The 24904-nt window shown below is 55.5% G+C and carries 21 protein-coding genes; 12 read left to right on the top strand and 9 right to left on the bottom strand.

Annotated features, from left to right (window positions below):
• Window positions 1-142: 142 nt before the first annotated feature.
• Window positions 143-367, top strand: coding sequence for a DUF2594 family protein (locus N7V53_RS09505; RefSeq protein WP_042712094.1), 225 nt, complete (start codon window positions 143-145; stop codon window positions 365-367).
• 65 nt (window positions 368-432) lie between these two features.
• Here the strand turns inward: N7V53_RS09505 and sdiA are convergent, their stop codons facing one another.
• From sdiA to N7V53_RS09470, 7 genes are all read right to left on the bottom strand, one after another.
• A complete protein-coding gene (gene sdiA / locus N7V53_RS09500) occupies window positions 433-1155 on the bottom strand; it encodes a transcriptional regulator SdiA (protein WP_042712095.1) in 723 nt (240 codons plus the stop codon).
• Window positions 1156-1424: 269 nt separating this feature from the next.
• Window positions 1425-2177 (bottom strand): L-cystine ABC transporter ATP-binding protein TcyN, encoded by a 753-nt coding sequence (gene tcyN / locus N7V53_RS09495; protein WP_279793204.1) that lies wholly within the window; start codon window positions 2175-2177, stop codon window positions 1425-1427.
• Window positions 2174-2842 carry a cystine ABC transporter permease gene (gene tcyL, locus N7V53_RS09490; protein WP_279793203.1) on the bottom strand — a complete coding sequence of 223 codons (669 nt, stop codon included), beginning with the start codon at window positions 2840-2842 and terminating at the stop codon, window positions 2174-2176. Before tcyL ends, tcyN begins: the two co-directional genes overlap by 4 nt.
• A gap of 19 nt (window positions 2843-2861) precedes the next feature.
• Window positions 2862-3848 (bottom strand): D-cysteine desulfhydrase, encoded by a 987-nt coding sequence (gene dcyD / locus N7V53_RS09485; protein WP_279793202.1) that lies wholly within the window; start codon window positions 3846-3848, stop codon window positions 2862-2864.
• A 107-nt stretch (window positions 3849-3955) separates the two neighbouring features.
• On the bottom strand, window positions 3956-4756 hold the full coding sequence (gene tcyJ / locus N7V53_RS09480) for a cystine ABC transporter substrate-binding protein (protein ID WP_124967959.1): 801 nt from the start codon (window positions 4754-4756) through the stop codon (window positions 3956-3958).
• An 80-nt stretch (window positions 4757-4836) separates the two neighbouring features.
• A complete protein-coding gene (gene fliZ / locus N7V53_RS09475; RefSeq protein WP_042717714.1) occupies window positions 4837-5388 on the bottom strand; it encodes a flagella biosynthesis regulatory protein FliZ in 552 nt (183 codons plus the stop codon).
• A 62-nt stretch (window positions 5389-5450) separates the two neighbouring features.
• Window positions 5451-6170 (bottom strand): RNA polymerase sigma factor FliA, encoded by a 720-nt coding sequence (locus N7V53_RS09470; RefSeq protein WP_023480141.1) that lies wholly within the window; start codon window positions 6168-6170, stop codon window positions 5451-5453.
• 478 nt (window positions 6171-6648) lie between these two features.
• On the opposite strand from N7V53_RS09470, the gene N7V53_RS09465 reads away from it, so the two are divergent.
• The 9 genes from N7V53_RS09465 to N7V53_RS09425 all read left to right on the top strand — a co-directional run bounded on the left by N7V53_RS09465 (window position 6649) and on the right by N7V53_RS09425 (window position 14961).
• Complete coding sequence (locus tag N7V53_RS09465; protein ID WP_279793200.1) at window positions 6649-7296, top strand: acetyltransferase; 648 nt, start codon at window positions 6649-6651, stop codon at window positions 7294-7296.
• Window positions 7297-7337: 41 nt separating this feature from the next.
• Complete coding sequence (locus tag N7V53_RS09460; protein WP_023480037.1) at window positions 7338-7580, top strand: hypothetical protein; 243 nt, start codon at window positions 7338-7340, stop codon at window positions 7578-7580.
• 68 nt (window positions 7581-7648) lie between these two features.
• The gene (locus tag N7V53_RS09455; RefSeq protein WP_023480103.1) at window positions 7649-8392 is read left to right on the top strand and encodes an SDR family NAD(P)-dependent oxidoreductase; all 744 of its coding nucleotides are present in this window, start codon (window positions 7649-7651) and stop codon (window positions 8390-8392) included.
• Window positions 8389-9207, top strand: a complete 819-nt coding sequence (locus N7V53_RS09450) for a transketolase (RefSeq protein ID WP_042717709.1) — start codon at window positions 8389-8391, stop codon at window positions 9205-9207. Before N7V53_RS09455 ends, N7V53_RS09450 begins: the two co-directional genes overlap by 4 nt.
• Window positions 9200-10165, top strand: coding sequence for a transketolase C-terminal domain-containing protein (locus N7V53_RS09445; protein ID WP_279793199.1), 966 nt, complete (start codon window positions 9200-9202; stop codon window positions 10163-10165). The genes N7V53_RS09450 and N7V53_RS09445 overlap by 8 nt, the downstream gene beginning before the upstream one ends.
• Window positions 10162-11544 (top strand): AMP-binding protein, encoded by a 1383-nt coding sequence (locus N7V53_RS09440; RefSeq protein ID WP_279793198.1) that lies wholly within the window; start codon window positions 10162-10164, stop codon window positions 11542-11544. Before N7V53_RS09445 ends, N7V53_RS09440 begins: the two co-directional genes overlap by 4 nt.
• Complete coding sequence (locus N7V53_RS09435; protein ID WP_279793197.1) at window positions 11528-12613, top strand: acyl-protein synthetase; 1086 nt, start codon at window positions 11528-11530, stop codon at window positions 12611-12613. Before N7V53_RS09440 ends, N7V53_RS09435 begins: the two co-directional genes overlap by 17 nt.
• A complete protein-coding gene (locus N7V53_RS09430; RefSeq protein WP_279793196.1) occupies window positions 12597-13796 on the top strand; it encodes an acyl-CoA reductase in 1200 nt (399 codons plus the stop codon). Before N7V53_RS09435 ends, N7V53_RS09430 begins: the two co-directional genes overlap by 17 nt.
• Window positions 13797-13836: 40 nt before the next feature.
• Window positions 13837-14961 (top strand): FkbM family methyltransferase, encoded by a 1125-nt coding sequence (locus N7V53_RS09425; RefSeq protein WP_279793195.1) that lies wholly within the window; start codon window positions 13837-13839, stop codon window positions 14959-14961.
• Window positions 14962-14993: 32 nt separating this feature from the next.
• Here N7V53_RS09425 and N7V53_RS09420 read toward each other — a convergent pair whose 3' ends face one another.
• Complete coding sequence (locus N7V53_RS09420; protein ID WP_034813178.1) at window positions 14994-16145, bottom strand: DegT/DnrJ/EryC1/StrS family aminotransferase; 1152 nt, start codon at window positions 16143-16145, stop codon at window positions 14994-14996.
• Between the two features lie 303 nt (window positions 16146-16448).
• Here N7V53_RS09420 and N7V53_RS09415 point away from each other — a divergent pair, with 303 nt between their 5' ends.
• Both N7V53_RS09415 and N7V53_RS09410 read left to right on the top strand, forming a co-directional pair.
• Window positions 16449-17246 carry a class I SAM-dependent methyltransferase gene (locus N7V53_RS09415; RefSeq protein ID WP_235180448.1) on the top strand — a complete coding sequence of 266 codons (798 nt, stop codon included), beginning with the start codon at window positions 16449-16451 and terminating at the stop codon, window positions 17244-17246.
• A gap of 191 nt (window positions 17247-17437) precedes the next feature.
• Entirely contained in the window at window positions 17438-21004 is a 3567-nt protein-coding gene (locus N7V53_RS09410) for a glycosyltransferase (protein ID WP_279793194.1), read from the top strand.
• Window positions 21005-21070: 66 nt separating this feature from the next.
• On the opposite strand, the gene N7V53_RS09405 is transcribed toward N7V53_RS09410, so the two are convergent.
• A complete protein-coding gene (locus N7V53_RS09405; protein ID WP_279793193.1) occupies window positions 21071-24721 on the bottom strand; it encodes a glycosyltransferase in 3651 nt (1216 codons plus the stop codon).
• Window positions 24722-24904 lie beyond the last annotated feature (183 nt).

Raw genomic sequence — 24904 nt, 5'->3', positions numbered from 1 at the left:
ATTTTCAACCAGACCTCAATCAATTACTTTCTATAGCGGTGAAAAAACAACCACTGCTTTTTTTTATAAGCCTTGTGGTATACTTCGCGGCCTTAACAGCAATCGTCGCGAAAGTCCGTGACAATGTAATGAGGAAAATAAATTGAGCACACCTGATTTCACTACCGCCGAAAACGCAAAAGAACTGGCGCAGGAAGTCGCTTGCCTGAAGTCGATGATTACCCTGATGCTGCAAGCGATGGGCCAGGCTGATGCAGGCCGCGTCATTATTAAAATGGAAAGATTAATTGCACAGATGGAAGATGAAGCTCAGGCCGACGTATTTTCCAGCACCGTTAAGCAAATTAAACAAGCTTACCGCCAGTAATTACTCGCCGGCTGTCAGGCGCTCTGACAGCCGGAATCACTTTGCGACTTCCGTCGCATAATCTATTAAATTATTCCCGTTGCCGCCGCATAGCAGGCAATTTGCGTTTTATTCGGCGCGTTAAATTTCTTCTGCATATTCTTCTGGTGGAAATTGACCGTGTTTTCGGAGATAGAGAGAATCATCGCTATTTCCGCCGATGTTTTCCCCTCTGCCGTCCACTTCAGAATTTCGCGCTCGCGTTTACTGAATTTCATCTCCGGTGTCATCACCGTATGGTCCGCAAGGCGCGTCAGTGCCAGCAGGCTCAACTGCACCAGAGTCTGCAAACGCATCTCTATTTCATCATCGGCCATCGTCTTGCCAAACAGGCTGCTGCGCGAGACCGACAGAAAGCCGAGCGCATGATTAGGCAGCATTAAACACTGCGAAACCCCTTTGCGCAGGCCGTGGTCGCGTGCGGCATCCCACAATGTCATCGCATCATGAAACAGTTTATCATTCCACGGCAAGTGTCCCTGGATGAAGTTTTCAGGCTTCAGCACCGGATCGACAGCGAAGTAATTCTCTGCCTGATAGTGCTCCATCCATCCAGGCGGATATGAGGTTTCCACGCTCAGCTTCGGCCGGGTGAAAGGCACCGGATGCCGCACGCAAAGCGAGTAATAGTCAAACTCCAACAGCTGTGTCTGCTGCTGGATCTCCGTATAAACGTCCTGTGCCACAGTCATTTCCTGAAAACGCGAAATCATTTCACGACGCCAGGTTAAAAAATCTTTTTGCTGCATACCGACCGGTAATACCCCTGCACTTATTAATCATATTTTTGTATACAATAAGCTAACACATAAAACTTAATTATAAATATAAAATATCGGGATAATTGGTAAGGAGTTCACTTTATTGCCGAATTAAAGCACGGCGAGTGGCGGGAAATAAGGCGTAAAAGACAACATTATTTCCCTGGCATAGGTGGGCTAATTGGTTACTTTAATAAAGGCTTTAAGTAAAATCGTCGCGATTCAGCGCCTGGCACTGCTGAATCGCGCGACCTGTTTTACTGGGTGAGGAATTTTTCAAGGAACTGCTGCGTGCGCGCCTGCTTTGGTTCAGCAAACAGCGTTTTCGCCGCACCCTGCTCTACAATGCGCCCCTGATCCATAAAAATCGCCCGATCCGCGACATCGCGGGCAAAGCTCATCTCATGGGTAACGATCACCATCGTGCGTCGCTCCTGCGCCAGTTGACGAATAGTGTTTAACACTTCGCCCACCAGTTCTGGATCAAGCGCCGAGGTAGGTTCGTCAAAGAGGATCACATCCGGGCGCATCGCCAGCGCGCGGGCTATTGCCACGCGCTGCTGCTGACCACCGGATAAACGGCGCGGATAGCTGTTCTCTTTCCCGCTCAGCCCCACTTTCGCTAACAGTTCCCGCGCCCGTGCCTGCGCCTCCTCTTTCGGTTCGCCCTTAACAATCACCGGGCCTTCAATAATGTTTTCCAGCACCGTGCGGTGGGGAAAGAGGTTGAAGTTCTGGAAGACAAAACCGACATGCTGTCGCAGTTCGCGGATGGCACTTTTCTGCTGACCAACAGAGCGGGTGGCGTCAATGGTGATATTCCCCACACGAATAGAGCCGCTCTCCGGCTGCTCAAGCAGGTTAATACTGCGCAGCAAGGTGGTTTTCCCCGAGCCGCTCGGGCCGATGATCGCTACCACTTCGCCCTCTTCCACCTGCAGATCGATACCGTGCAGCACCGTCTTCCCCTGGAACTTCTTCACCAGGTTTTTTACATCGATTGCGCTCATTTCGGATCCTGCTCCTGCCGGTTAAGCTGGTTTTCAAAGTAGTTCTGCAACGTCGAGAGCACCGTCGCCATCACCCAATAAATTAGCGATGCCGCCAGATACATGGTGAAGACCTCCAGCGTGCGCGAGGTGATAAGCTGCGCCTGGCGAAACAGCTCCGGCACCTGAATGGTTGCCGCCAGCGAGGTGTCTTTCACCAGGCTGATAAAGCTGTTACTGAGCGGTGGCAGCGCCACGCGCGCCGCCTGCGGCAGAATGGCGCGGCGCAGAGTTTGCCACGGCGTCATGCCGACACTGGCTGCCGCTTCCCACTGCCCTTTATCGATCGACGAGATCGCCGCGCGCAGGGTTTCTGCCGCGTAGGCCGCCGTATTAAGCGACAGGCCAATCATCGCCGACGGGATCGGGTCGAGTTCGATACCGAACTGCGGCAGACCGTAGTAGATCATAAACAGCTGGGCAATAAGCGGCGTACCGCGAAATACAGAGATATAGAAACGCGCCAGCCAGCGCAGCGGCAGCAGCTTCGACATGCGCATCAGCGCCAGTAAAAAACCGAGCAACAGGCCAAAAAACATGCCGCCGATACTGAGCTGTAGCGTGAAGACCGCGCCCTTTAGTAAATAGGGGGCGGAGTCGATAACGAGTTGTAGGCTCTCTTGCATTCTGGTTTTTCTGCCTGCGTTAAAGGTGAGGATGGTAGGCAAAGAGCGCCGGTGCGCCGCCCGTATGCACAAACAAAACAGGGCCGTTATCTTTAAAGCGCTTCTGCTCAATGCCATCAAGCAGACCGGCCATCGCTTTGCCGGTATAAACCGGATCGAGCAGGATCCCTTCAAGGCGCGCCAGCAGTTTTACCGCTTCCATCCCTTCATCATTCGGCAGCCCGTAGCCCGGCGCGTAGTACTCATCCCACAGCAGGATTTCCGCCTGCGCCTGTAGCTCAAGCTGACGGGCAATCTCCTGTTGCAGCGTTACCACCTTCGGTTTTTGCTCCGCGACGCTGCGCGAGACGGTAACGCCAATCAGCTCTACGTCCGGCATCAGCTGTTCAAGCCCCACCGCCAGCCCGGCATGGGTACCGGCGCTGCCGGAGGCGACCACCACCGAGGAGAGCCCGAGCACGCCTTCACACTGCTGTGCGATCTCCAGCGCGCTCTCGACGTAGCCCATCGCCCCCAGCGCGTTAGAGCCGCCCACCGGCACAACATAGGGGCGAAAACCCTGCGCTTCAATGCGCGTTGCCAGTTCGCCAAGTTGGGCTGCGGGGTCGGTAAGTGCGTCGCACATCTCAATCTGCGCGTTAAAGAGATCGAGCAGCAGGCGGTTGCCGTTGGTGAGGTAGTTTTCCGCACGAGTGCCGGTCGGGTTTTCCAGCAGCGCGACGCAGTGCAGGCCGAGCTTCGCCGCAACCGCCGCCGTCTGGCGCACGTGGTTGGACTGGATCGCGCCAGCGGTGACCAGCGTATCGGCCCCTTCGCGCAGCGCATCGGCGGCAAGAAACTCCAGCTTGCGCAGCTTGTTGCCGCCCATTGCCAGCGGCGTCACATCATCGCGTTTGATATAAATGTCGCGTCCAACGTAATCCGATAAGCGCGGCAAATAGTCGAGCGGCGTCGGCGCGCCGATAAACTCGAGGCGGGGAAAGCGGGTTAAATTGTGTAAGGGCATACAACCTCCTGAAGCCGCAAAGATACGTAATGGTTTTATTATGCACGGAAATATCCGCCGCAATAAAAAAGGCGCTTGATTAAGCGCCTTTTTTTAGCAGAGCACGATTACTTCGTTACATCTGCGCCAAACCATTTTTCCGACAGCGCCTTCATGGTGCCATCTTTCTGCATCTCGGCAATGGCCGCATCGATCGCTTTCAGCAGGTCATCATTACCTTTGCGCACCGCCACGCCAGACTCCTGACGGGAGAAGGCATCACCGGCGACCGCCAGCGTATCTTTGGTTTTCTTCACCAGATCCAGCGCCGCCAGGCGGTCGACCAGAATGGCGTCAATACGGCCTACGCGCAGATCCTGGTATTTGGTCGGGTCATCATCATAGGTACGAATATCGACACCCTGCACGTTTTTGCGCAGCCACTCTTCGTAGTTGGTGCCAAGACCAACGCCGACTTTCTTGCCTTTCAGATCGGCAGGCGTTTTGATGCTGCCTTCATTGCCTTTTTTCACCAGCGCCTGAATACCGGACACGGTGTAAGGCGTTGAGAAGTCATACTTTTTCTTGCGCTCGTCGGAGATGGTCACCTGGTTTATCACCACGTCGATGCGCTTTGAGTCCAGCGAGGCCAGCATGCCGTCCCACTTTGTGGGCTTCAGCGATGCTTTTACGCCCAGATGCTGCGCCAGTGCTTCGGCGAACTCCACTTCAAACCCGGTCAGCTTGCCATCATCACCCTGAAAGCTGAACGGCGGATAGGTGCCCTCCAGCCCAACTAATAATGTGCCGCGCTCTTTGACTTTATTCAGCAGATTTTCTGCGGCAAAGGTTTTGACGCTCATACCGGCCACCAGCGCGACAGCCATAACACCCATCAATGCCTGACGACCCAAAAGTGCTAGTTTCATTCTTCCCCCACTAAGAGATTCGCTATAGCGCGCCGCGTCTGAGCGTGAAGCCCAGCCGCGGCCTGATAACACGTTCTTTTTTAATATATATCAGATGTCGCGCCGACAGCGATCTTTTGCGCGCCAGTAAAGCGTTGTTGGGCTTTAAACTGGGCATATTTGCGCAAAGCGATGCGGTAGTTATTGGTGCTGGTCGCAGGTAGCCAGGGTTCGAGGTTCTCATCAAGGAACCCCTCTTCCAGCAGTTGGCGGGAGATATTCAGTTCAGTGAGATGGTTGCCGAGGCGGCGAAGACGCACGACATATTCGCGCACCGTACCGTGGCTCATCTCAGTCTGTTCGAAAAGGTATTGTTTAAAGCCGATGATATCGAAGAAGTCGCTCTGCTCTTTGCAGTGCAGATCGCCACAAAAGCGACAGAGTGCAACCCACTCTTTTTGCTCTTGTAGCCACGCGGCTTCATCCAGCAGCATGTCCAGCCGCGAAATCGCAATTTTGTTGACGATCTCGCCGCGGCGTACCAGTGTAATGCGGTCGAGCAGTTTGTGGCAGTGAGCACAATGCGTTTGGCTGTGTTTAAAGTCTTTCAGGTAGCGGCTTAATGGCCGTCTTTTCGATTGCTGCACCGTCATGATAACTCCTGGTTGTCAATGCGTTGTTCGGCATTTACCAGGGGCGATGCAGTATCACCAACCTATAACTTACCCAGCTTGGTACGTAAGCGCTTAATGGCCTGGCTATGGAGCTGGCTGACACGCGATTCCCCGACTTCCAGTACGGCACCGATCTCTTTGAGATTCAGCTCCTCCTGGTAGTACAGCGTCAGGACAAGTTGTTCACGCTCGGGCAGCGACTCAATCGCTTCCATCACCCGGTGGCGTAAATTACTCTCCATTAACTGGAATAACGGGTTTTCCTGTTGATGATCTTCCGTCACCAGCTCGATACTGTCGCCGTGCTCTTCCCGCCATTCGTCATAGGAGAAAAGCTGGCTATTGTTCGTATCGAGCAACATCTGACGGTACTCCTCAACGGGAATACCAAGACGCTGCGCCACTTCAGTTTCCGACGCGTTACGTCCCAGCTCTTGCTCTAGTTGCCCCATTGCCTGCGCCACTTCGCGGGCATTACGTCGGACACTGCGTGGCACCCAATCGCGGCTGCGCAACTCGTCCAACATAGCCCCACGAATACGCTGTACTGCGTAAGTGGTAAATGCCGTTCCTTGCAGAGCGTCATAACGATCTACTGCATTCAATAGACCGATGCCGCCCGCCTGTAGCAGGTCGTCCAGTTCCACACTTGCTGGCAAACGCACCTGCAGGCGCAATGCTTCATGACGCACTAGAGGAACATAACGTTGCCACAGCGAGTGTTTATCCATTACACCATCAGCGGTATAGAGTGAATTCACGATAAACGGCCCTGCGTTAATTGAGTTATCGGCGTAATTATCCGTTTCTATAGTTGTTTTAATCGGATGAATAGTGGGTGAAATGGCAGGTTATTTACACCAATAGAGAAATTTCGCCCTTTAAAACCTACCTCCCTTGAAGAAAAATCCAATCAATCAAGGAGATAATAGAAGCGCTTGCGCATATAAAAAATTTTTCCCTCATGGCACAAAACCATTCAACGATACGCCTGTTTTTACTAAGTCATCAGCCAAAGCCGCTGACTTAAATGAAATTATTCATAAAATCGCGTTTTTTCACCCTGCCCTATCCGTTGATAAGCGAGGAAAAATGATGGTTATTCCTCCCCTGACTCCCCCCTCCGCTCATTTACATTAAAGCCCTGATCCGGGCTATTACTCTTTGCGCGCGAGCGAACGCGACAGCGTGACGCATTGTTCGCCAAATCATCGCCCGGCAATACCGCATCTCGAGGATATGATGAAACTGGCAATCTATGGTGCAGGTGGTCTCGGCAGAGAAGTGTATGAGTTGGTCAAACAGCTCAATGCAGCCGAATCACGCTGGAGCGGCGTCTGCTTTATTGATGATATTGATCCCCATCGCCAGTTAAAGGGCCAACCTGTCGTCACACTGCAGGATATCTCGCCCGAGGAGTATGAGGTGGTTGTCGGCGTGGGCGAGCCTAATGTGCGTCATCAAATGGCGCAAAAAGCCCTGAATGCAGGATTCCGACTGGCGACGCTGATCCATCCTCTGGCACGCGTCAGTGATGATGTCACCTTCGGCGAAGGGACGATCGTCTGCGATCGCGCCTATGTCTCCTGCGACTGTACCATCGGTAAAAATGTCTATCTGCAGCCTAACTGCAACGTCGGCCATGATTGTGTGATTGGTGACGATAGCGTGATCTCCGCGTACGCCAATCTCGGCGGCAACTGCCTGATTGGTACCCGCACCTACATCGGCCTCAATGCGGCTATCCGGGAAACGACAACTATCGGCGACGATACCATCATCAGTATGGGCGCGATTGTTTTTAATGATATTGGCTCCTCGGTAATTGCACTGGGGAATCCGGCGCGCGTCATGCGCGCAAATGAAGATAAAAAAGTATTCAGGTAAACCTGAATAGTCATCAAGCTTGCTGCCATCTGGAGACCGTGATGTCCAATCTGGAAACGTATAACCGTATTTTTATTGAAACCTTCGAGGTTACTGAAGAGATCCTGCCGGGCTATCAGTACCAGGATACTCCCTCATGGGACTCCGTAGGTCATATGACCCTTATCGCCTCTCTGGAAGATGCGTTTGAAATCATGATGGATACCGATGACATCATTGAGTTCTCCTCATGGGAAAAAGGCAAAGCGATCCTGAAAAAATATGATGTTGAACTGCAAAGCTAATCAGTTAACACGTTGATTCGTCCAGACCCCGCATGTCGCTAACGCATCGGTCGTTGAGGAAGCCAGAAATGTTGATGCAAGGAAAAAACGTAATTATCACTGGCTGTCGCCGGGGGATGGGGCTGGAGATGGTCAAACTCTTCGCCGCGAACGGGGCAAATATTTATGCCCATGCCCGACAGGCTGATGACGCGTTTACCGGCCAGATGAGTGAGATTGCCGACCTGCATCAGGTTAATATCTGGCCACTCGGCTTTGATATCACCGACACCGCGGCGATGAAAACAGCGGTCAGGCAGATCATGGCGGATAAACGTCCCATTGATGCGCTTATCAATAACGCTGGCGTGGCCTGCAATAGCCTCTTTCAGATGACCAGCGAGACGCAGTTACGTACGCAATTTGAAGTGAATTTTTTCTCTGTTTTTCTCTTCACGCAATACATCTCAAAACTCATGCTGCGCCAGCAGCGCGGCAGCATCATTAATATCGCCTCAACGGCAGCGGAAGATGGCAACCCCGGTAAAGCAGCCTATGGCGCTTCAAAAGCCGCGCTGGTTGCCATGACCGCATCGATAGCGGCGGAGCTGGGCGAAAAAGGCATCCGCGCTAACGCCATTGCCCCCGGCATAACCGAAACAGATATGCTGCAAACCATGCCCGCTGAAGTGGTAGAAGAGGCGAAAAAACGCACCGATCTGCGCCGGGCAGGTTCCCCTTCTGAGATTGCCCAGCTAGCGCTTTTTCTCGCCAGCGATCTCTCGAGCTATATCACAGGCCAAACAATTCGTGTCGATGGTGGTCTCAAATGACGCATAAAATTCAGAACGCGGCGCGACGCATCCGTCGCCGTATCGTTAATGTGGCACACCACGCGCCGAGCGATGGCGTGCATGTCTCCCCTGCACTGTCGATGACCGACATCCTGAGTACGCTGTACGGCAGCGTGATGCGTTACGATGCGCAGCAGATCACCAGCAAGCAACGGGATGTTTTTATCCTCAGTAAAGGCCACGCGGCGCTGGGGCTATACGCCACGCTGTGCGAATTCGGCATTATTACCGAGGCGCAGCTCAATGAGTTTGAGATCAACGGCTCGGTGCTACAGGTTCACCCGACCAAACACCCGGAATATGGTATCGACTTCTCCGGCGGCAGCCTGGCGCAGGGGCTCTCCTTCGCGACCGGGCTGGCGCTTGGACGCCGCCTGAACGGCGAAACGTGGCACACCTATGTGCTGGTCGGCGACGGCGAGTGCAACGAGGGGGCTATCTGGGAAGGGGCGTTTATGGCAGCGCATCATAAGATCGATAATCTGACGCTGATCGTTGACCGTAATGGCCTGCAATCCGATGGTTTTACCGCCGAGGTGATGCAGATGGATCTGGAAGCGCTGTGGCGCGCCTGCCACTGGGAAACCATTGTCTGTGATGGGCACGATATTGACGCACTGCAAGCGGCCTTCGCCGCACCGCACAACGGTAAACCGAAGGTGATTATCGCCAACACGGTCAAAGGCAAAGGGGTGTCGTTTATGGAAAACAGTAAAGAGTTTCACCGTAACCGCGTCTCGGCACAGCAGCTCTCTGATGCGCTTACCGGGCTGCACGGAGGCGAAGATGATTGAGTTTAAACCTGCGGCTATCCGCTCCTGGTCAATGCTCGGCTCGCGCGGCACCTTTGGCATGACGCTGCTTGAGCTGGCGCACGACGATCCGCGCATCGTGGCGCTCTCCGGTGATCTCTGTAAATCCTCGGGCCTCGATCGTTTTAGCACTACGTATCCCGAACGCTTCTTTAATACCGGCATCGCTGAGCAGAATCTGGTGGGCGTCGCCGCAGGTCTGGCTTCCAGCGGCTTTGTGCCGTTCGCCACCTCGTTTCCTAACTTTCTGACGCTGCGCGCGGCAGAACAGGTGCGTCTTAACCTCGGTTATATGCAGGAGAACGTTAAGCTGGTCGGGCTGGCCTCAGGTCTGGCGACAGGCATGTTTGGTGCCACGCACCACGGTATCGAAGAGCTGGCAATGCTGCGCTCGGTCTCCAACATCGCCATTTTCTCCCCGGCAGATTGTACCGCCACGGTCAAAATGACCCAGGCGGCGCTGGCCTACGATGGCCCGGTCTATCTCCGCCTTACCGGTGGTATGCGCGCGCCCATCGTCTATAAAGAAGATTTTGAACTGATCCCCGGTAAAGCGATTACCCTGCGCGAAGGCGACGACATTGCGCTTATCGCCACCGGCAGCATGGTGCATGTTGCCCTCACCTGCGCCACACAATTAGCCGAACGCGGCATTGACGCCACGGTGATTGATATGCACACCATCAAGCCGCTGGATGAAGCCGCCATCAGCGCGCAGCTGGGGAAAAAATTACTGGTAACGCTGGAAGAGCACAGCGTGATCGGTGGTCTTGGCAGCGCCGTGGCGGAGTGCATCGCTAATCAGGCGCAGCGGCCGCGACAGATGATCTTCGGTATCCCGCAGGGTTATCCGCACGCTGGCGACTACGGCTGGATGCTGGAGCAGAGCGGCCTGACCGCCGGGCAGGTGTGCGAGCGGATTGTGGACGCACTGCAATGATCCCCTTCTGGCAGACGCAACAACACGATGCTGCGCGGCTGGCGCTGATCGACGATCGCGGGCAGCAACTCAGCTATGGCGAGCTGACTGCCAGAGTTAATGCGCTGGCCGGTAAGCTTCCCGCCCGCTCGCTGGTTTTTCTCTTTTGCCAGAACCAGGCCGACGCGGTAATCGGCTATCTCGCCTGCCTGCAAGCAGATGCGGTCGCCCTGCTGCTCGACAGCGCGCTTGATGAGTCGCTGGCGCAACAATTAATTGATACCTACCGCCCGGCACTGCTCTGGCAACCGCAGGAGACGGGCTATCAGTTGACGGCCACCGGGCTCACGCCCTGGCCGCTGCATGACGATCTGGCGCTGCTAATGTCGACCTCCGGCTCGACCGGCAGCCCGAAACTGGTGCGCCTGAGTAAACATAATTTGCAGAGCAACGCCGCCAGTATCGCGCACTATTTACAGATTGATGGCGATGAGCGCGGGCTGGTAAGCCTGCCGATCAACTATGTCTACGGCTTATCGATCATCAACAGCCATTTACATGCTGGCGCTACCCTACTCCTGACGGGGCATAGTGTGATGCAGCGCGAGCTGTGGAACTTTGTCCGCGAGATGCGCGCCAGCTCCTTCGCCGGGGTGCCCTACACCTGGGAGATGCTGCGCAAGCTGCGTTTTATGCGCATGGATCTGCCGGATCTGCGCACCCTGACCCAGGCCGGGGGCAAGCTTTCGCCAGCGTTGCAGCAGGAGTACACCGAGTTTGCCCGCCAGAGCGGAAAGCGTTTTATCGTGATGTACGGTGCCGCAGAAGCGACCTCGCGTATGGCCTGGCTGCCGCCGGAAGAGGCCGACGCGCGTTACGGTTTTATCGGTAAACCGATTCCGGGCGGCGAGTTTCTGTTGCTGGATGAGACAAACCAACCCATCACCACGCCGAATACGCAGGGTGAACTGATTTATCGCGGCGATAACGTGGCGCTGGGCTACGCCGAACGGGGCGAAGATTTAGCGCTCGGCGACCAGTTTGCAGGCACGTTGCACACCGGCGATATCGCCACCTTTGATGAGGCGGGCTTCTATCGCATTGTCGGGCGCAAAAAGCGTTTTTTGAAAATATTCGGTAACCGCGTGGGTCTGGATGAGATGGAAGCGCTGTTAAAAACCGCCTTCCCGGATGTCAGCCTCGCCTGCGATGGACGCGACGATCTGCTCTGTATCTTTCTTACCGATACGTCGCTGGCCGCCGCGGTGAAACAGTATGCCGCCCAGGTAAGCCATCTGCATGCCAGCGCGTTTCAGACAACTATCCTGGCTGACATTCCCAAAAACCCGGCGGGTAAGACGCTCTATCACAGGCTGAAAGAACATGTCCCTCACTCTTGATGAGATGCTGGCCATCGCCCCCTACTCGCTGGCGCGCGAGGAGAAACGCGCGTTGCAGCTGGCGCGGCTGAAAGCGTTGACCGCCCATCACTATGCGCACTGCGCGCCCTATCGTCGGATGCTGGATGCACAGGGTATTGCGCCGCAGGCGATTAACGCGCCTGAAGAGATCCCTTTCCTGCCGGTCTCGCTGTTTAAAACGTTAACGCTCAAAAGCGTGGCGGATGAAGAGGTGGTAAAAACCATGACCTCTTCCGGCACCACCGGCCAGCAGGTGTCGCGCATTTTTCTCGATAAGACCACCGCGGCGATGCAGCAAAAAACGCTGGTAAAGATTGTCAGTCACTTTACCGGTGCCGGACGGATGCCGATGCTGATTATCGACTCGCCGGAGGTGCTTAAAGATCGCCTGCACTTCTCGGCGCGCGGCGCAGGCATTCTCGGTTTCTCCCTCTTTGGTGCCGATCGCGCATGGGCGCTGGATGAAGAGATGAACCTGAATGTTGCGGCGATCGAGGCGTTCCTGGAAAAACATCGCGGCAAGCGCATCCTGATGTTTGGCTTCACCTTTATGGTCTGGCAGCACTTTTATAAAGCGCTGGCGGCCAGCGGAAAGAGACTGGCGCTGGATAACGCGCTGCTGATCCATGGCGGCGGCTGGAAAAAGCTGCAAAACGAAGCGGTCTCACCGGCTGAGTTTGCCCGTCGTTTACAGGCTGTTTGCGGGCTGCCCGCGGTGCATGATTACTACGGCATGGTGGAGCAGACCGGCTCTATTTCGATGCAGTGCGAAGAGGGACATCTGCACAGCTCCATTTTCTCCGATGTGATTATCCGTAACGCAGCCGATTTCTCCTGCGCGCCGGTCGGAGAGCGCGGGATCGTTCAGGTGCTCTCCCTGCTCCCGGAGTCCTATCCGGGTCACTCCCTGCTGACGGAAGATGAGGGCGTGCTGCTGGGTGAAGATGACTGCCCCTGCGGGCGCAAAGGGAAGTATTTCCACCTGTTTGGCCGGCTGAAAAAAGCGGAATTACGAGGGTGTAGCGACACGTATGCAGCAACATTTTGACGGCATAACCTTTGCCATTGGCGATGAAGCACAGCTGCGGGCGATGCCGACACTGGCGCCGTTTGCTCCCTTTGCCGCGCCGGTGCTGGAATTTCTGCACACCTTTTCGCGCCTGACGCTGCGAGACAGCGAAGCGAAGGCGTGGCCCGATGTGGTGAGCCTCGGCTTCTGGTGTCGACCGGCGTCGCTGGCGCAGATGCGCGCCAGTAGCGGCGATCTCGCCCAGCGCTTTGGTCGCGGCGTGGCATTTCATATCGCGCCGGGCAATGTCGCGGCGAATTTTGCCTATTCGCTGTTTAGCGGGTTGCTGACCGGCAATGCCAATATCGTGCGCTTACCGGGGCGCGATCACCCGCAGGTGACGATAATTGTGCGCTTATTATCCGCCGCGCTGGCAGAACACCCGGCGCTTGCACCCTGGATTTGTCTGCTGCGCTACGGGCGTCAACAAGCCATTAATGATGCGCTCTCGGCGCTGTGCGATACGCGGATTATCTGGGGTGGGGATGAAACCATCGCCCAGATTCGCCGCTCGCCGCTCCCGGTGCGTGCGCTCGATATCGCCTTTGCCGATCGCTACTCGCTGGCGGTGATCGACGCCGAACGCTACCTGGCGCATGAGAACAAAGCCGCGCTGGCGCAGGCGTTCTTTAACGATACCCTGCTCAACGATCAGAATGCCTGCTCCTCACCTGCGCTGGTGGTGTGGCTGGGGCAAGATGCAGCTCACGCCCGGACGCTCTTCTGGCAACACTTTCGCGACTATGCCGCACCGCGTTATACCCTGGAGCCGGTGGCGGCCGTCGATAAACTGAGTCGTCTGTATCAATTGGCGGCGCACTACCCGGGGGTCAGAAAGGCCTCTGACGACGATAATTTACTGCTTCGCATAGACCTGCCGGAACTGACAGAAGAGGTCATGGCGCTGCGCGGCAACTGCGGTTTTTTCATGGAGTTTGAGGCGGCTTCGCTGGATGAGATCACCTCGATCTGCGGCGAACGTTGCCAAACGCTGGCGCTGTTCGGCGTCGAGAAAGAGAGCGTTGATCAGTGGCTTGCCACCCACAGGCCGAAAGGGGTGGATCGCATTGTCCCGTTTGGCCATACGCTGGACTTCACTTTGCACTGGGATGGCTATGATCTGGTCGCGATGCTGACCAGACGCATTGCCGCCGGCATTTAAGCCCGGCTCTACTTTTTTAATTCATGCCCCGGAGATGGCGATGACCTCAATCCTGAATCTGATTTCTGCCCGCCGTAACACCTTTATCGATAGCGTGGCGCGGATGCAGGCCAATGGCGATCCCATTGTGCTTTGCGGCGCGGGCTATGCGGCACAAGAGACCTGGGCATTTATGCAGCGTGAACAGATGCCCGTTGATGAAGTGGCGATTGGCCGCGACTACCTGCGCCCTGGCAGTGAGTTTAATGGCCGCCCGCTGGTCTCCTTTGAAGCGCTGGCGCAGACGGGCAGACGCTATAACTACATTGTCGCCATGCAGTTTGTCGACGAGGCGCTGAAAGCCAGCCTGAGCCAGAACGCCCACGAGATGCTGTTCTTTGATTGCGCGTTTATGGGCGTGAACACCAAAGAGTACTTTACTTTCGCCTGGTGCGAGGCGCAGCAGCAGCCGTTAACCGCACTCTATGAGCAGTTGGCGGATGAAACCTCAAAAGCGACTTTACTGGCCTACCTGAACCAGCGCATCAGCGCATGCGAAGGCGAATATGGCGCGCTGTACCACCCGCAGCACTACTTTCCGCAAGAGATTATTGCTCTGAAAGATAATGAAGTGTTTATTGACTGCGGGGCCTTTGACGGCGACAGCATCAACGCGTTTACCCGCGCGCTGGCCCGCGTTGGCGCGAGCGATGCCGGGCGAATTTACGCTTTCGAGCCGGACAGCACGACGTTTGCCCAGTTGAAAAAAAATACCGCCGCGCTGCCGCAGTGTCTCCATTTCCAGGCCGGTGTATGGAATGAAGCCACCACGCTCTATTTTAATGCTTCTAACTCCTTCTCCTCGTCATTGAGCGAGAGTGCGGATGGCGACAAGATCGATTTGATGAAAATTGATGATGTTACCGCAGGTGAGCGGGTGAGCTTTATTAAGATGGATATCGAAGGGGCTGAGCTGGCTGCGCTCGAGGGGGCGCAGGAGACGATCGCTCGCTGGCAACCGATACTGGCCATCAGCCTTTATCATAAACCGGGCGATCTGCTCTCCATTCCGCACTTTATCCAGCAGTTGCACAGCGATTATCGCTTCTATTTGCGTGCGCACCATCCGCGGCTGGCCTATGAACTGGTGCTCTATGCGGTGCCACCGGCGAGGATAAAAGGATAAAAAAAAGCTCTGTGAAAACAGAGCTTTTTTGTTCAGGCCACCTCTTTTACCGGGCCGCCTGGCTTACCTTTATGGTGCGCATGTTTACGCACCACATCAATCACGCGCTGCTGTTCTGCTTCCGTTAAGTCGGGGTAGATCGGCAGACAGAGGATCTTCTCGGCAATAACGTTTGCCGCCGGCAGGTGTTCAGGTGCCGCTGACGGTAAGTGGCGATACATGGCGAAGGAGCTAATCAGCGGGTAAAAATAGCGACGGGAGTAGATCCCCTCCTCTTTCAGCGCCTCGTAGAGCGCGTCGCGCGCCATGGGGTAATCCCCTTCGACCAGCACCGGATAATAAGCGTGGTTCCACTCAAAACGTCCACCAGCATCAAACCACGTAATACCCGCCACATCCTGCAAGCCTTCACAGTAGCGCTGGTAGATCGTTTTGCGCGCGGCCAATGCGCCATCAATATATTTCAGCTGTAACAGACCAAATGCCGCTTCCATCTCATTCATCTTGGCGTTGATACCGGGGGCGACAACGCGTGTCTCGCCGGCAAAACCGAAGTTTTTCAGGTAATCAATGCGCTGTTTTGTCCGCGCATCGTGGCAGATGATCGCCCCGCCTTCAAAGGTGTTAAACACTTTGGTGGCATGGAAACTCAGCACGGATAAGTCGCCGTGATTGAGGATGCTGGTGCCATTCTGACGAACGCCGAAAGCGTGGGCAGCATCATAGATAACTTTCAGGCCATAGATATCGGCAATCTGCTGGATCTTGTCGATTTCGCAGGGAATACCGTAACAGTGCACCGGCATGATCGCGGTGGTTTGCGGGGTGATGAGCCCTTCGATGCACTCCGGGCTGATATTAAACGTCTGGGGATTGATGTCCGCAAAGACAGGCGTTAACCCATTCCACAGCAGCGTATGTGAGGTGGCGACAAACGAATAAGGGGTGGTAATCACCTCGCCCGTCACGCGCAATGCCTGTAACGCGGTAAGCAGCGCCAGCGTACCGTTTGAAAAGAGGCATACATGTTTCACCCCCAGATAGTCGGCAAGCTCAGCCTCCAGTTGCTGGTGAAAATCCCCCCCGTTGGTGAGGATGCGATTACGCCAAATCTGCTCCATATAAGGAATGAACTCCTCAAGAGGAGGCAACAGAGGACTTGTGACAAAGATGTTATCGCCCATACGCGGACCTACAGGAATAAAGGGTAGATATGCATCATAGCGAGAGCCCGGCGGGCTTATCGGTAAAACAAACCCTATTTCAGGTGCTAATTATCGATACGAGCGCGCTATCCCATAAAAAGAGGGGCAAAACAGCGGATATTTAGCGGCTGAATATGCGCAAATTATGTCAAATTCATCCTATAGACTGGCGACCAGGCTGACTGAGTACACTCCGCTACCGCCACCCTCTTTTCTCACCCTTATGGCGAAATTATCAGGATCTTCATGAAAACAAACACTTGCCTTATCTGCGACACGGAAATGAAATTTTATTTTCAAAAAGATAACTATTGCGCGCCGTCAACCGAGAGTTTTACCCGCAAGCTGGTGCCGGTGCAGTTTTATGAGTGTCCCCATTGCGGCTTTTTGAGTTCACAGACGCATAAAGAGCTGAGCCATGAAGAGTGGGAAAAATTAAATATTGATTTCCACCACTACAGCGAAACCGGTGGCCGCGATACCACAGGGTTTAATCAGCCGCCCTATGTTGAGCAAGCATTAATGATTGAGTTGCTGGCACGCAATAACATTATCGATACCACCAGCATGCTCGACTACGCCTCCGGTTATGGCACGCTGAGCCATATTCAGCGCAAATATTTCAACCGTGAAATCCCCTGCTACGACAAATATGTGCGCAACCCGGAACACCGCTATATTGATGAGCCGCAGAAGGGTGCCTGGTCAATGGTGATCAACTCCGCCATGTTCGAACATGTGCTGACCCGCCAGGATCTCGACGATGTCAACGCGCTGGTGGCGGATAATGGCTCGCTGCTGATTCATACCGTGGTGGTGGATCGCGTGCCGTGCGATCCGGACTGGTTCTACACCGATGTCCCGGTACATACGGTGGTGCACACCAATAAGAGTATGAGCATTCTGATGGAGCAGTGGGGGTATCAATCCTCTCTCTACAGCCCGAAAAGTAAATCCTGGGTATTGCTGCGCCAGCCCTATAGCGAAATCAAACCGCTGGTCGACAACATCAATAATGAACTGCAAACCCTTTGGCTGTTCGGCAAAGAGGGCTTTATGGATTACTGGAAAACCCGCTAATCAATAAGGCCGCAACTGCGCGCCTTCACAGCCAGCCAGGCGACTGACTGGCAATGTTTGTTACCCACCATCAGCAGAACAGGCGCAGAAACATTCAGCGATGTAGCGGCTGAATAAAGGGGCGTATGACAGCGTTCATTCTGAACCCATCATGCCCCCTGCGCCCGCAGGTGGCTCGACACGGATACAGAATGAACCAACACGCTCTGGTAAGTATTACCATTCCAGCTTATAAGCCTGACTTTTTTGAAACGGCGCTTCTTAGCGCGCTCAATCAAAGCTGGCCAAACTGCGAGATTATTATCTGCGACGACAGTCGCGATGACACCATCCGCCTTCTCTCAGAGCGTTACGCGCGTCAGGCCGCAATGCCCATCCGTTACTTTAAAAATGAGACGCAGCTGGGTGAAGAGAACAATGTCCGTCGCTGTATTCAGGAAGCCCAGGGGAAATACATTAAATTTCTCTACGACGATGACATTATTTATCAGGAGTGTGTAACCCGGCTGGTCGCGGCGATAGAGGCCTCCCCGATAAACCGTCTGGCTTCCTGCCGACGTACGCGTATCGACGAAGCGGGTAAACCGCTTGCTGATATTAATGCCACCGCCTTCCCTTTCGGTTGCGACGTGGTGATAGATGGCGCGGACGTAGTGGCTTTCCTTGGCGATCACCAGGTGAACTTTATCGGTGAGCCGAGCACCGTGCTCTGCTATCGCGACGATCTGCTGGCATATAAAGATGAGCTGTTTAAATTAAATGGCGAATCGATGCCTTTCCTCGCCGATGTCGCCCTCTACGTCAAGCTGTTGCGCCATGGCAATCTGGCGTTTGTTGCTGACGCTCTCGCCGCGTTTCGCATCTCGGAAAATCAGAGCAGCCAGTGGGCACGCGAAGAGAAGTACCGTGAGATGATCAACCGTACCTACACCCGCTTCCCGCAGCTTATTCGCGAAATGGGGTGGTACAAAGGCAACAAAGAGGAGAACTGCGTCGTCAAAGTGGCACCGCTGAACGCCCCTGAAGCGTTCCAGTCGGAAAACATCATTCACGGCATGCTGCACGCAACGCATCTCTCAAACCGCCATTATCAGAGCTATCAAATTCAGCAGTGGCTGCAACAGCGTACGCTTCCTGCCCAGCACTGCGGTTATGCCGAAGCGTATGCAAAGGCGCGCGGCATTGCGCAAACCCTGACGGTGTTTATCCTGCACGCTGACCGCGATCCGGTGGCTACCCGGCGCACGCTTGACAGCATCAACGGCTACACCGGCTACGGGCTAACGCTTGAAGCGGTTGCGGTAGGCGAAACCGCGCCACATACCGCGCCGGACACCATCACTGTTGTCGCGGCGCAAGCGCAAACGGTGCAGCGCATTAACGCCTTTCTTAACGACCATGCAACAGACTGGGTGCTGTTCCTTGAGGCTGGCGAAACGCTGCTTCCCAGCGGCATGCTGATGTTCGATCTGGCGCTGGACGGTGCGGAAAGTTGTGATGCGCTCTACGGTGACGAACTCTATCAGCATGAAGGCGATATCCACTCCACGGCGTTTCGCCCTGACTTTAATCTCGATTTACTGCTGAGCTACCCGGCGGAAATGGCTCGCCACTGGCTATTTCGTACCCGCACGCTGCGTGAGCTGGGCGGTTTCAACCCGCACTATGCGCAGGCGTGGCAATTTGAGTACATCGTGCGCCTGATTGAGCAGAAAGGGATCGGTTTTGCCGGACACCTTCCGGAGCCATTTCTTCTCGGCCACCTGCCGGAGATTGTCACCCGGCCGGAAGAGCTGGCCATTTTAACCGGGCATTTGCACCAGCGCGGCTACGCTCAGGGTCAGGTGGCGGTGACCGGCGAAGGGCTTTACGCTCTGCGCTACCATCATCAGGAACAGCCGCTGGTGTCGATTATCATCCCGACCAAAGATCAGCTGCGCATCCTGATCGCCTGTGTCACCAGCCTGCTGGAAAAAACGCGCTACCGTAATTACGAGCTGCTGATTGTCGATAACAACAGCGAAACCCCGGAAGCATTGCAGTGGCTGGAGGGGATCTCGGTCATCGATCCTGAACGCATCCGCGTTCTGCGCTATCCGCATCCTTTTAACTACTCTGCCATCAACAATATGGCGGCGCGGGAAGCACGCGGTGACTACCTGGTACTGCTGAATAACGATACCGCGATCATTAACCCCGACTGGCTGGATAATCTTCTCAACCACGCTCTGCGACCGGAAGTGGGTATCACCGGTGCAAAACTGCTCTACCCCGACGGAAAGATTCAGCACGCTGGCGTGGTGCTCGGGCTGCGTGGCCCGGCGGATCACCCCTTTATCGGTAGCGAAAACGATCGCAGCGGCTACATGAACCGTCTGCGTGTCGACCAGAACTACAATGTGCTGACCGCCGCCTGTTTGCTGATCCGCAAATCTGTGTATGAGCAGGTCGGCGGGTTAGACGAGGCGCAATTTACCGTCTCCTATAACGATGTTGATCTCTGTCTGAAAGTACGTGAAGCGGGCTATTTAGAGGTATGGACACCGCACGCGGTGGTGATGCATGAGGGTAGCGTCAGCCAGACTCACGTCGATAAAACGGTGCAGGAGAAAAAGCGCCAGCGTTTTATGGCTGAACAGGACACCATGTACCGCAAATGGTTGCCGATCATCGCCAACGATCCGGCTTATAACCCTAACCTCTCCCAGGATGGCGCCGGATTCCAGTTTGAGGTAGATCGCCATAACAGCTGGCAGCCGCTGCACTGGAAACCGATCCCGCGCCTGGTCTCTTTCCCGCTACGCAGCTTGCCCGAGAGTCAGCAGCGTCTTGATATGCCGCTCTCGCTGATGCATGAAGTGGGGCTGGTTGAAGGGCAGATCAATTACCGTGCCAGTAGCTACGTCGACCTGGCTCGCTTCGCGCCCGATGCGTTAATTGTTCATCGCCAGATCAGTGACGGTACGCAGGAGTGGTTAAGACGATTGCCGCAGGGGGATGCCCTTTTTAAAGTGTTCGACCTCGACGGCTGGTTGCCCGCCATGCCGGCGAACGCGGCGGAGCGCAACGATCCGCCGCAGGCGGTAGCGGCAGCCTTGCGCGCCACTTTAAGCCATGTTGATCGGCTGGTGGTCGCCAGCGATGTGCTGGCGGAGCAGTGCGCGGGTCTGCATAGCGATATCCGCGTTATGCCCGCTCGCCTCGATCCGCGCCTGTGGTCAGCGCTCAATACGCTGCGCGCTACCGGCGATAAAATGCGCATTGGCTGGATCGGCAGCGCCGCCGATGTCGGCGATCTGGAAGTGATTCACAAGGTGATTGGTCAGTTGGCGGATCGCGTTGAGTGGGTCTTCTATGGCTACTGCCCGCCCTCATTGCGCCCGCTGGTGACCGAGTATCACGTCACGGTGCAAGCGCCCTTTTTTGCGCAGAAGCTGGCCAGCCTCAATCTGGATCTCGCTTTACTGCCGATGGCGGATAATCTGTGGAATCGCACTATCAGCCCGCGTCGGGTGCTGGAATATGGTGCCTGCGGCGTGCCGGTTATCTGTAGCGATCTTCTCTCTACCCGGGATGTTGCTGCCGTTACGCGCGTGGAGAACAAACCTAAACTGTGGCGCGAGGCAATTGAAAACCACCTCAACGATCGCGCTGCCTCAGCAGCCCTTGGTGATGCATTGCATGCGTATGTGCGGGAGAAGGGGTTCTGGGATGAGGAGACGCTGCTTCAGCAGGCCCGTATCTGGCTGCCTGATTAAGCCAGGTTGCGATAGACGCTAATAAAAAAGGAGGCCATCTGGCCTCCCTTTTTACGTATTAGCGCGCTACTTTTCTGTCGGCAACCAGGCGTGACGCCACTCGTCCAGCCCGCTGTCACGTAGATACCAGTGCTGATGCACGGCTTCGCGCAGCGCGTCGCCATGGCGATGGCGTAAATCCGCGTCGTTAATATAGGCCTGCACGGCGTTCATCCACTCTTTAAAGCGGTTTTCCACCAGCGTCACCGGAAGATCACAGCGGTACGGTTCAATATTGGTGGCAATAATCGGCACGCCACAGGTGCCAATCTCCAGCAGGCGCAGATTACTTTTACACTCGTTGAACTGGTTGATTTCCAGCGGCACCAGCGCGAGATCAAGATTGAGACTCGCCAGCTTTTCCGGGTAGAGTTCGAAAGGCACGCCGGGATGGAACTCGCACTGCACATTGCGCGGCTTCATGCCCATAAAGACCCACTCAACCTGCCCTTCAAGCGCCTTGATAAGCGGCAGCAGGATCTCCAGATCGCCGCTGTGCGAACTGCCGCCTGCCCAGCCGACGCGCACCTTTTTCCCCACCCCGCGTTCACTGCGTAAATGCCCCCACTGATGAGGTGCCAGGCGGTTTTGCGCAATACGGATGTCAGAATGGAAACGGCTGTAAGCCTCCGCCAGCGGGGCGGTCGAGACCACCAGCCAGTCGGCGCTGTCCACCACTTTTCTGAAGCTTTTAATCATTTGCTGAGGGAAATGCTGCCGGTTGCCATTCTTTAACGGTACGTTCAGCAGGTAGTCATCATACTCCAGCACGATTTTTGCAGCGCTTACTTCGCGTAACTGCCTGAAAATATCCGGGAAGCGACTGCCGGTAATCAGTTCCAGCAGAATAACATCCGGCTGTAATTGTGCGGCCTCCATCACACCGGGAATGGTGTTGATCAGTCCGCCCTCCAGCATCAAATGGCGCTCCATCGCTTTAAACGGCTGCATGACACGGTGATGCCCGCCGCCAACCCAGTTAATATGATGCGCCATTACCACCGGCAGCGGCCGCCCGGGCAATGGCGGGTGTAGCCGGGCCATGCTGTCGCTGAGGGTGAAGGCTTTGCCCATCTTTTGCATTAACGGATGGTAAGAGGGTTCTGCCAGCAGCCCCTGCTGCCACTCTTTGCGCAGCGTCGCATAATCCTCCAGCAACGGGCGCTCCTGCACGCCGATTTTACTGCCCAGCAGACGCGTCGCCCCGCCCATATGTTTGACGCGGGCGTAAGGTGTCCAGACATTGAGATAGCCGAGCTTTTGCGCCCGCAAGCCAAGATCAACGTCGGCAAAATAGAGCGGGTACTTCTCCTCGGTAAAGCCATTAAGGGCGTAAAACACCTCTTTACGCACCATCATGCAGGCCGCGCTGACCGCCGCCAGGTTACGCGGCGTTTTCAGGAAGTGGTTAAACCCGCTGCTCTGGCTGTCGGCACCGTCGAAAGCAACTTCAACGCCATGCTGTACGCCGAGGAGATACCCGCCGTGCTGAATACGGCCATCCTGGTACTCAAGCCTGGCGCCAACCAGTGCCACTTCCGGGCGCAGCGTCTGCTCCAGTAAGCTATCAAGCCAGTCGCCGTCGATGATTTCACAATCATTATTGAGGAACACCAGCACATCGCCGCGCGCCTGCTGGGCCGCAGCATTATTGATCCCCGCGTAGTTAAACGCCGCGTCATAACGCAGAATGCGCACCTGATCGATGCCAAGCCCGGCAAGATCGTTAAGAAAACGACAGGCATCCTCCTCGACAGACTGGTTATCTACGATCAGCACTTCATAGTGCGGGTAACGCGTCTTCTCCATCAGGCTCTCAATGCAGCGCTTAAGCAGTGCAAAGCGATCGCGGGTCGGAATAATAATGGAGATAAGCGGCGTGACACCCCAGTGGTAGCGAAGGCGTTTTATCGCCGGGGCGTTGCCCTCCTCCAGCGAGGCGTTGATACCGAGGCGCTGCAAATGCGCAAGCAGCACCTCGCCGCACTCGTCGATCACCGCTGGATCCGCATACCAGGCTGCTGCTTTTTGCGGGTTCTCCACCAGAACTTCCGCCACGCGCCCCAGCGCCTGTGCCCCCTGCGCTTCAACAAAGCGCCACAGCAGATCGATCATCGCCGCCTGCGGATAGTGTGAATTGAGGCCACCCAACTGTTGCGCCGCTTCACGTGAGAAGAGCAGCACGCGCCCGATATAGGGAAAACCGCGCAGTAAATCAATATTCACTTCCGGGCGCAGCGTCAGCTCAGGATCGTTGCCCTCACCCTGCGTCATCTCATCGCAGTAGAAGAGCAAGGCGTCTGGCTGATGCAGCGCTTGCCCGACGAAACGCAACAGCGCGTCGTCGCGTAAGGTATAGCCCGCAGGGATAAACAGCATCGCCCCGGCTTCGCGCGTGGTAAGCAGCGCGTTCACGGCCGCAGGCCAGCCGCTCTCTTCGGCAATCACATCAATGCTGAGGGGTGACAGCGACTGGCTCTCAACCGACGCTCTGGTTTTCGCCGCCTGCGCACCTTCGCCAAGAATAATGACGCCGAGGGTGGCTTTGTGCGGATACGCTGCGGCAAAGGAGAGCAGCGCCTCGCGGCGGGCATCGCTGAGCTTACGATCGTCAAACCAGCGGGTAAGAGAGTAATCGCTGGTCTGCTGCTGGGCCAGCACCGCTTTGCTGTGAAAATGCAGGGTGTAGCGCTCTTTATCATCGATCAGCAGCGGCTTCTCTGACAAAGGTTGCGCCAGCAGGCTGTCGAGCTGGGTCTCCAGTGTCCATTTAGTGGCGAAATGCACCCGCTGAGCCTGGGTCCATTTCAGTGCTTCGGCATAGCCGTTTTGCAGCAGGTCGACCCACTCCTCGGCATCCGGACAGTTGCGCAGCGTGAGCGCGCTAAAATGTTCCGCCTCATGCTGAGCGACGTTATTGTCACCCAGGTAGCCTTCCACATAGCCCTGGTTGACCAGAAACAGCGGAATGCCGAGCGCCAGCGCTTTCGCCACACTCTCTTCGTTGCCGATGATGACGTCGTACTGCTCCAGCCCGGCGGGCTCGATACGCTCAACCTGCTGGCTGAGATCGAACCACTCAATCTTGATGCCCGCTTCCCACGCCCGGGACTGAACCTCATACATCTCTGTTGACATCGACGGTGCCATAAAGAGCGCACGGGTAAGTTTTTGCGGCTCACGCGTACGCACATATTGCGCAAAGCGGCGCGGCACGCACCACGGCATGGTTTTAAGCTGGGCCGGATCGATCCCCGTTTGCAATAACATGGCGGAGGTGCGCGGCGAGAGATTGAGCGTCACGGCAGCGAGACGGTTTTCCAGCGCGACACCCCAGGGAATGTAGATGTCATTGTAATCGCTGTAGTGCCGGAAGATCATCGCGCCGCTCAGACGTCCGGCGCTCAAAGCGTCGAGTAACTTCTCACTGAAAAAGCCGCGGTAAATCCAGATAACGTGGTAATGGCTGGCAGGCTCGCCCTGCTTATCGGTGATAAGCGCGAAGCGGCCTGTTGCCGTCAGACGCGCAATTTCGTGACCCAACGCTTTACCCGCCGTCGGGCAAATGACCTCGACTCGCCAGCCGGATTCGATTAGCGCGTCAGCAATATCAATAAGTTCAGCCGCAGGCTGCGTGAACGCGTCGAAGCTATCAATACTGATTAATATGGTGTGCATCCGTCATCCTCAACCGGTTTTACCTCGTCCCGCTACGGCGGGCGCAAGTGTAGTTATGGTTATTGTGCGGGAATGGCTGCGTTTCGAGGGGGAAATAACGTTATTGAAAAGGGCTTAAATCTGGCGATTGTCTGGCGTGTTGCATAAAAAAAGCGCCGGCAAGCGGCGCTTTTTGTACTGTGC

Origin of the sequence: Kosakonia sp. HypNH10 (genome assembly GCF_029850615.1) — a bacterium.
Lineage (GTDB): Bacteria > Pseudomonadota > Gammaproteobacteria > Enterobacterales > Enterobacteriaceae > Kosakonia > Kosakonia cowanii.
This window is presented reverse-complemented; position numbering and strand designations above follow the sequence as displayed.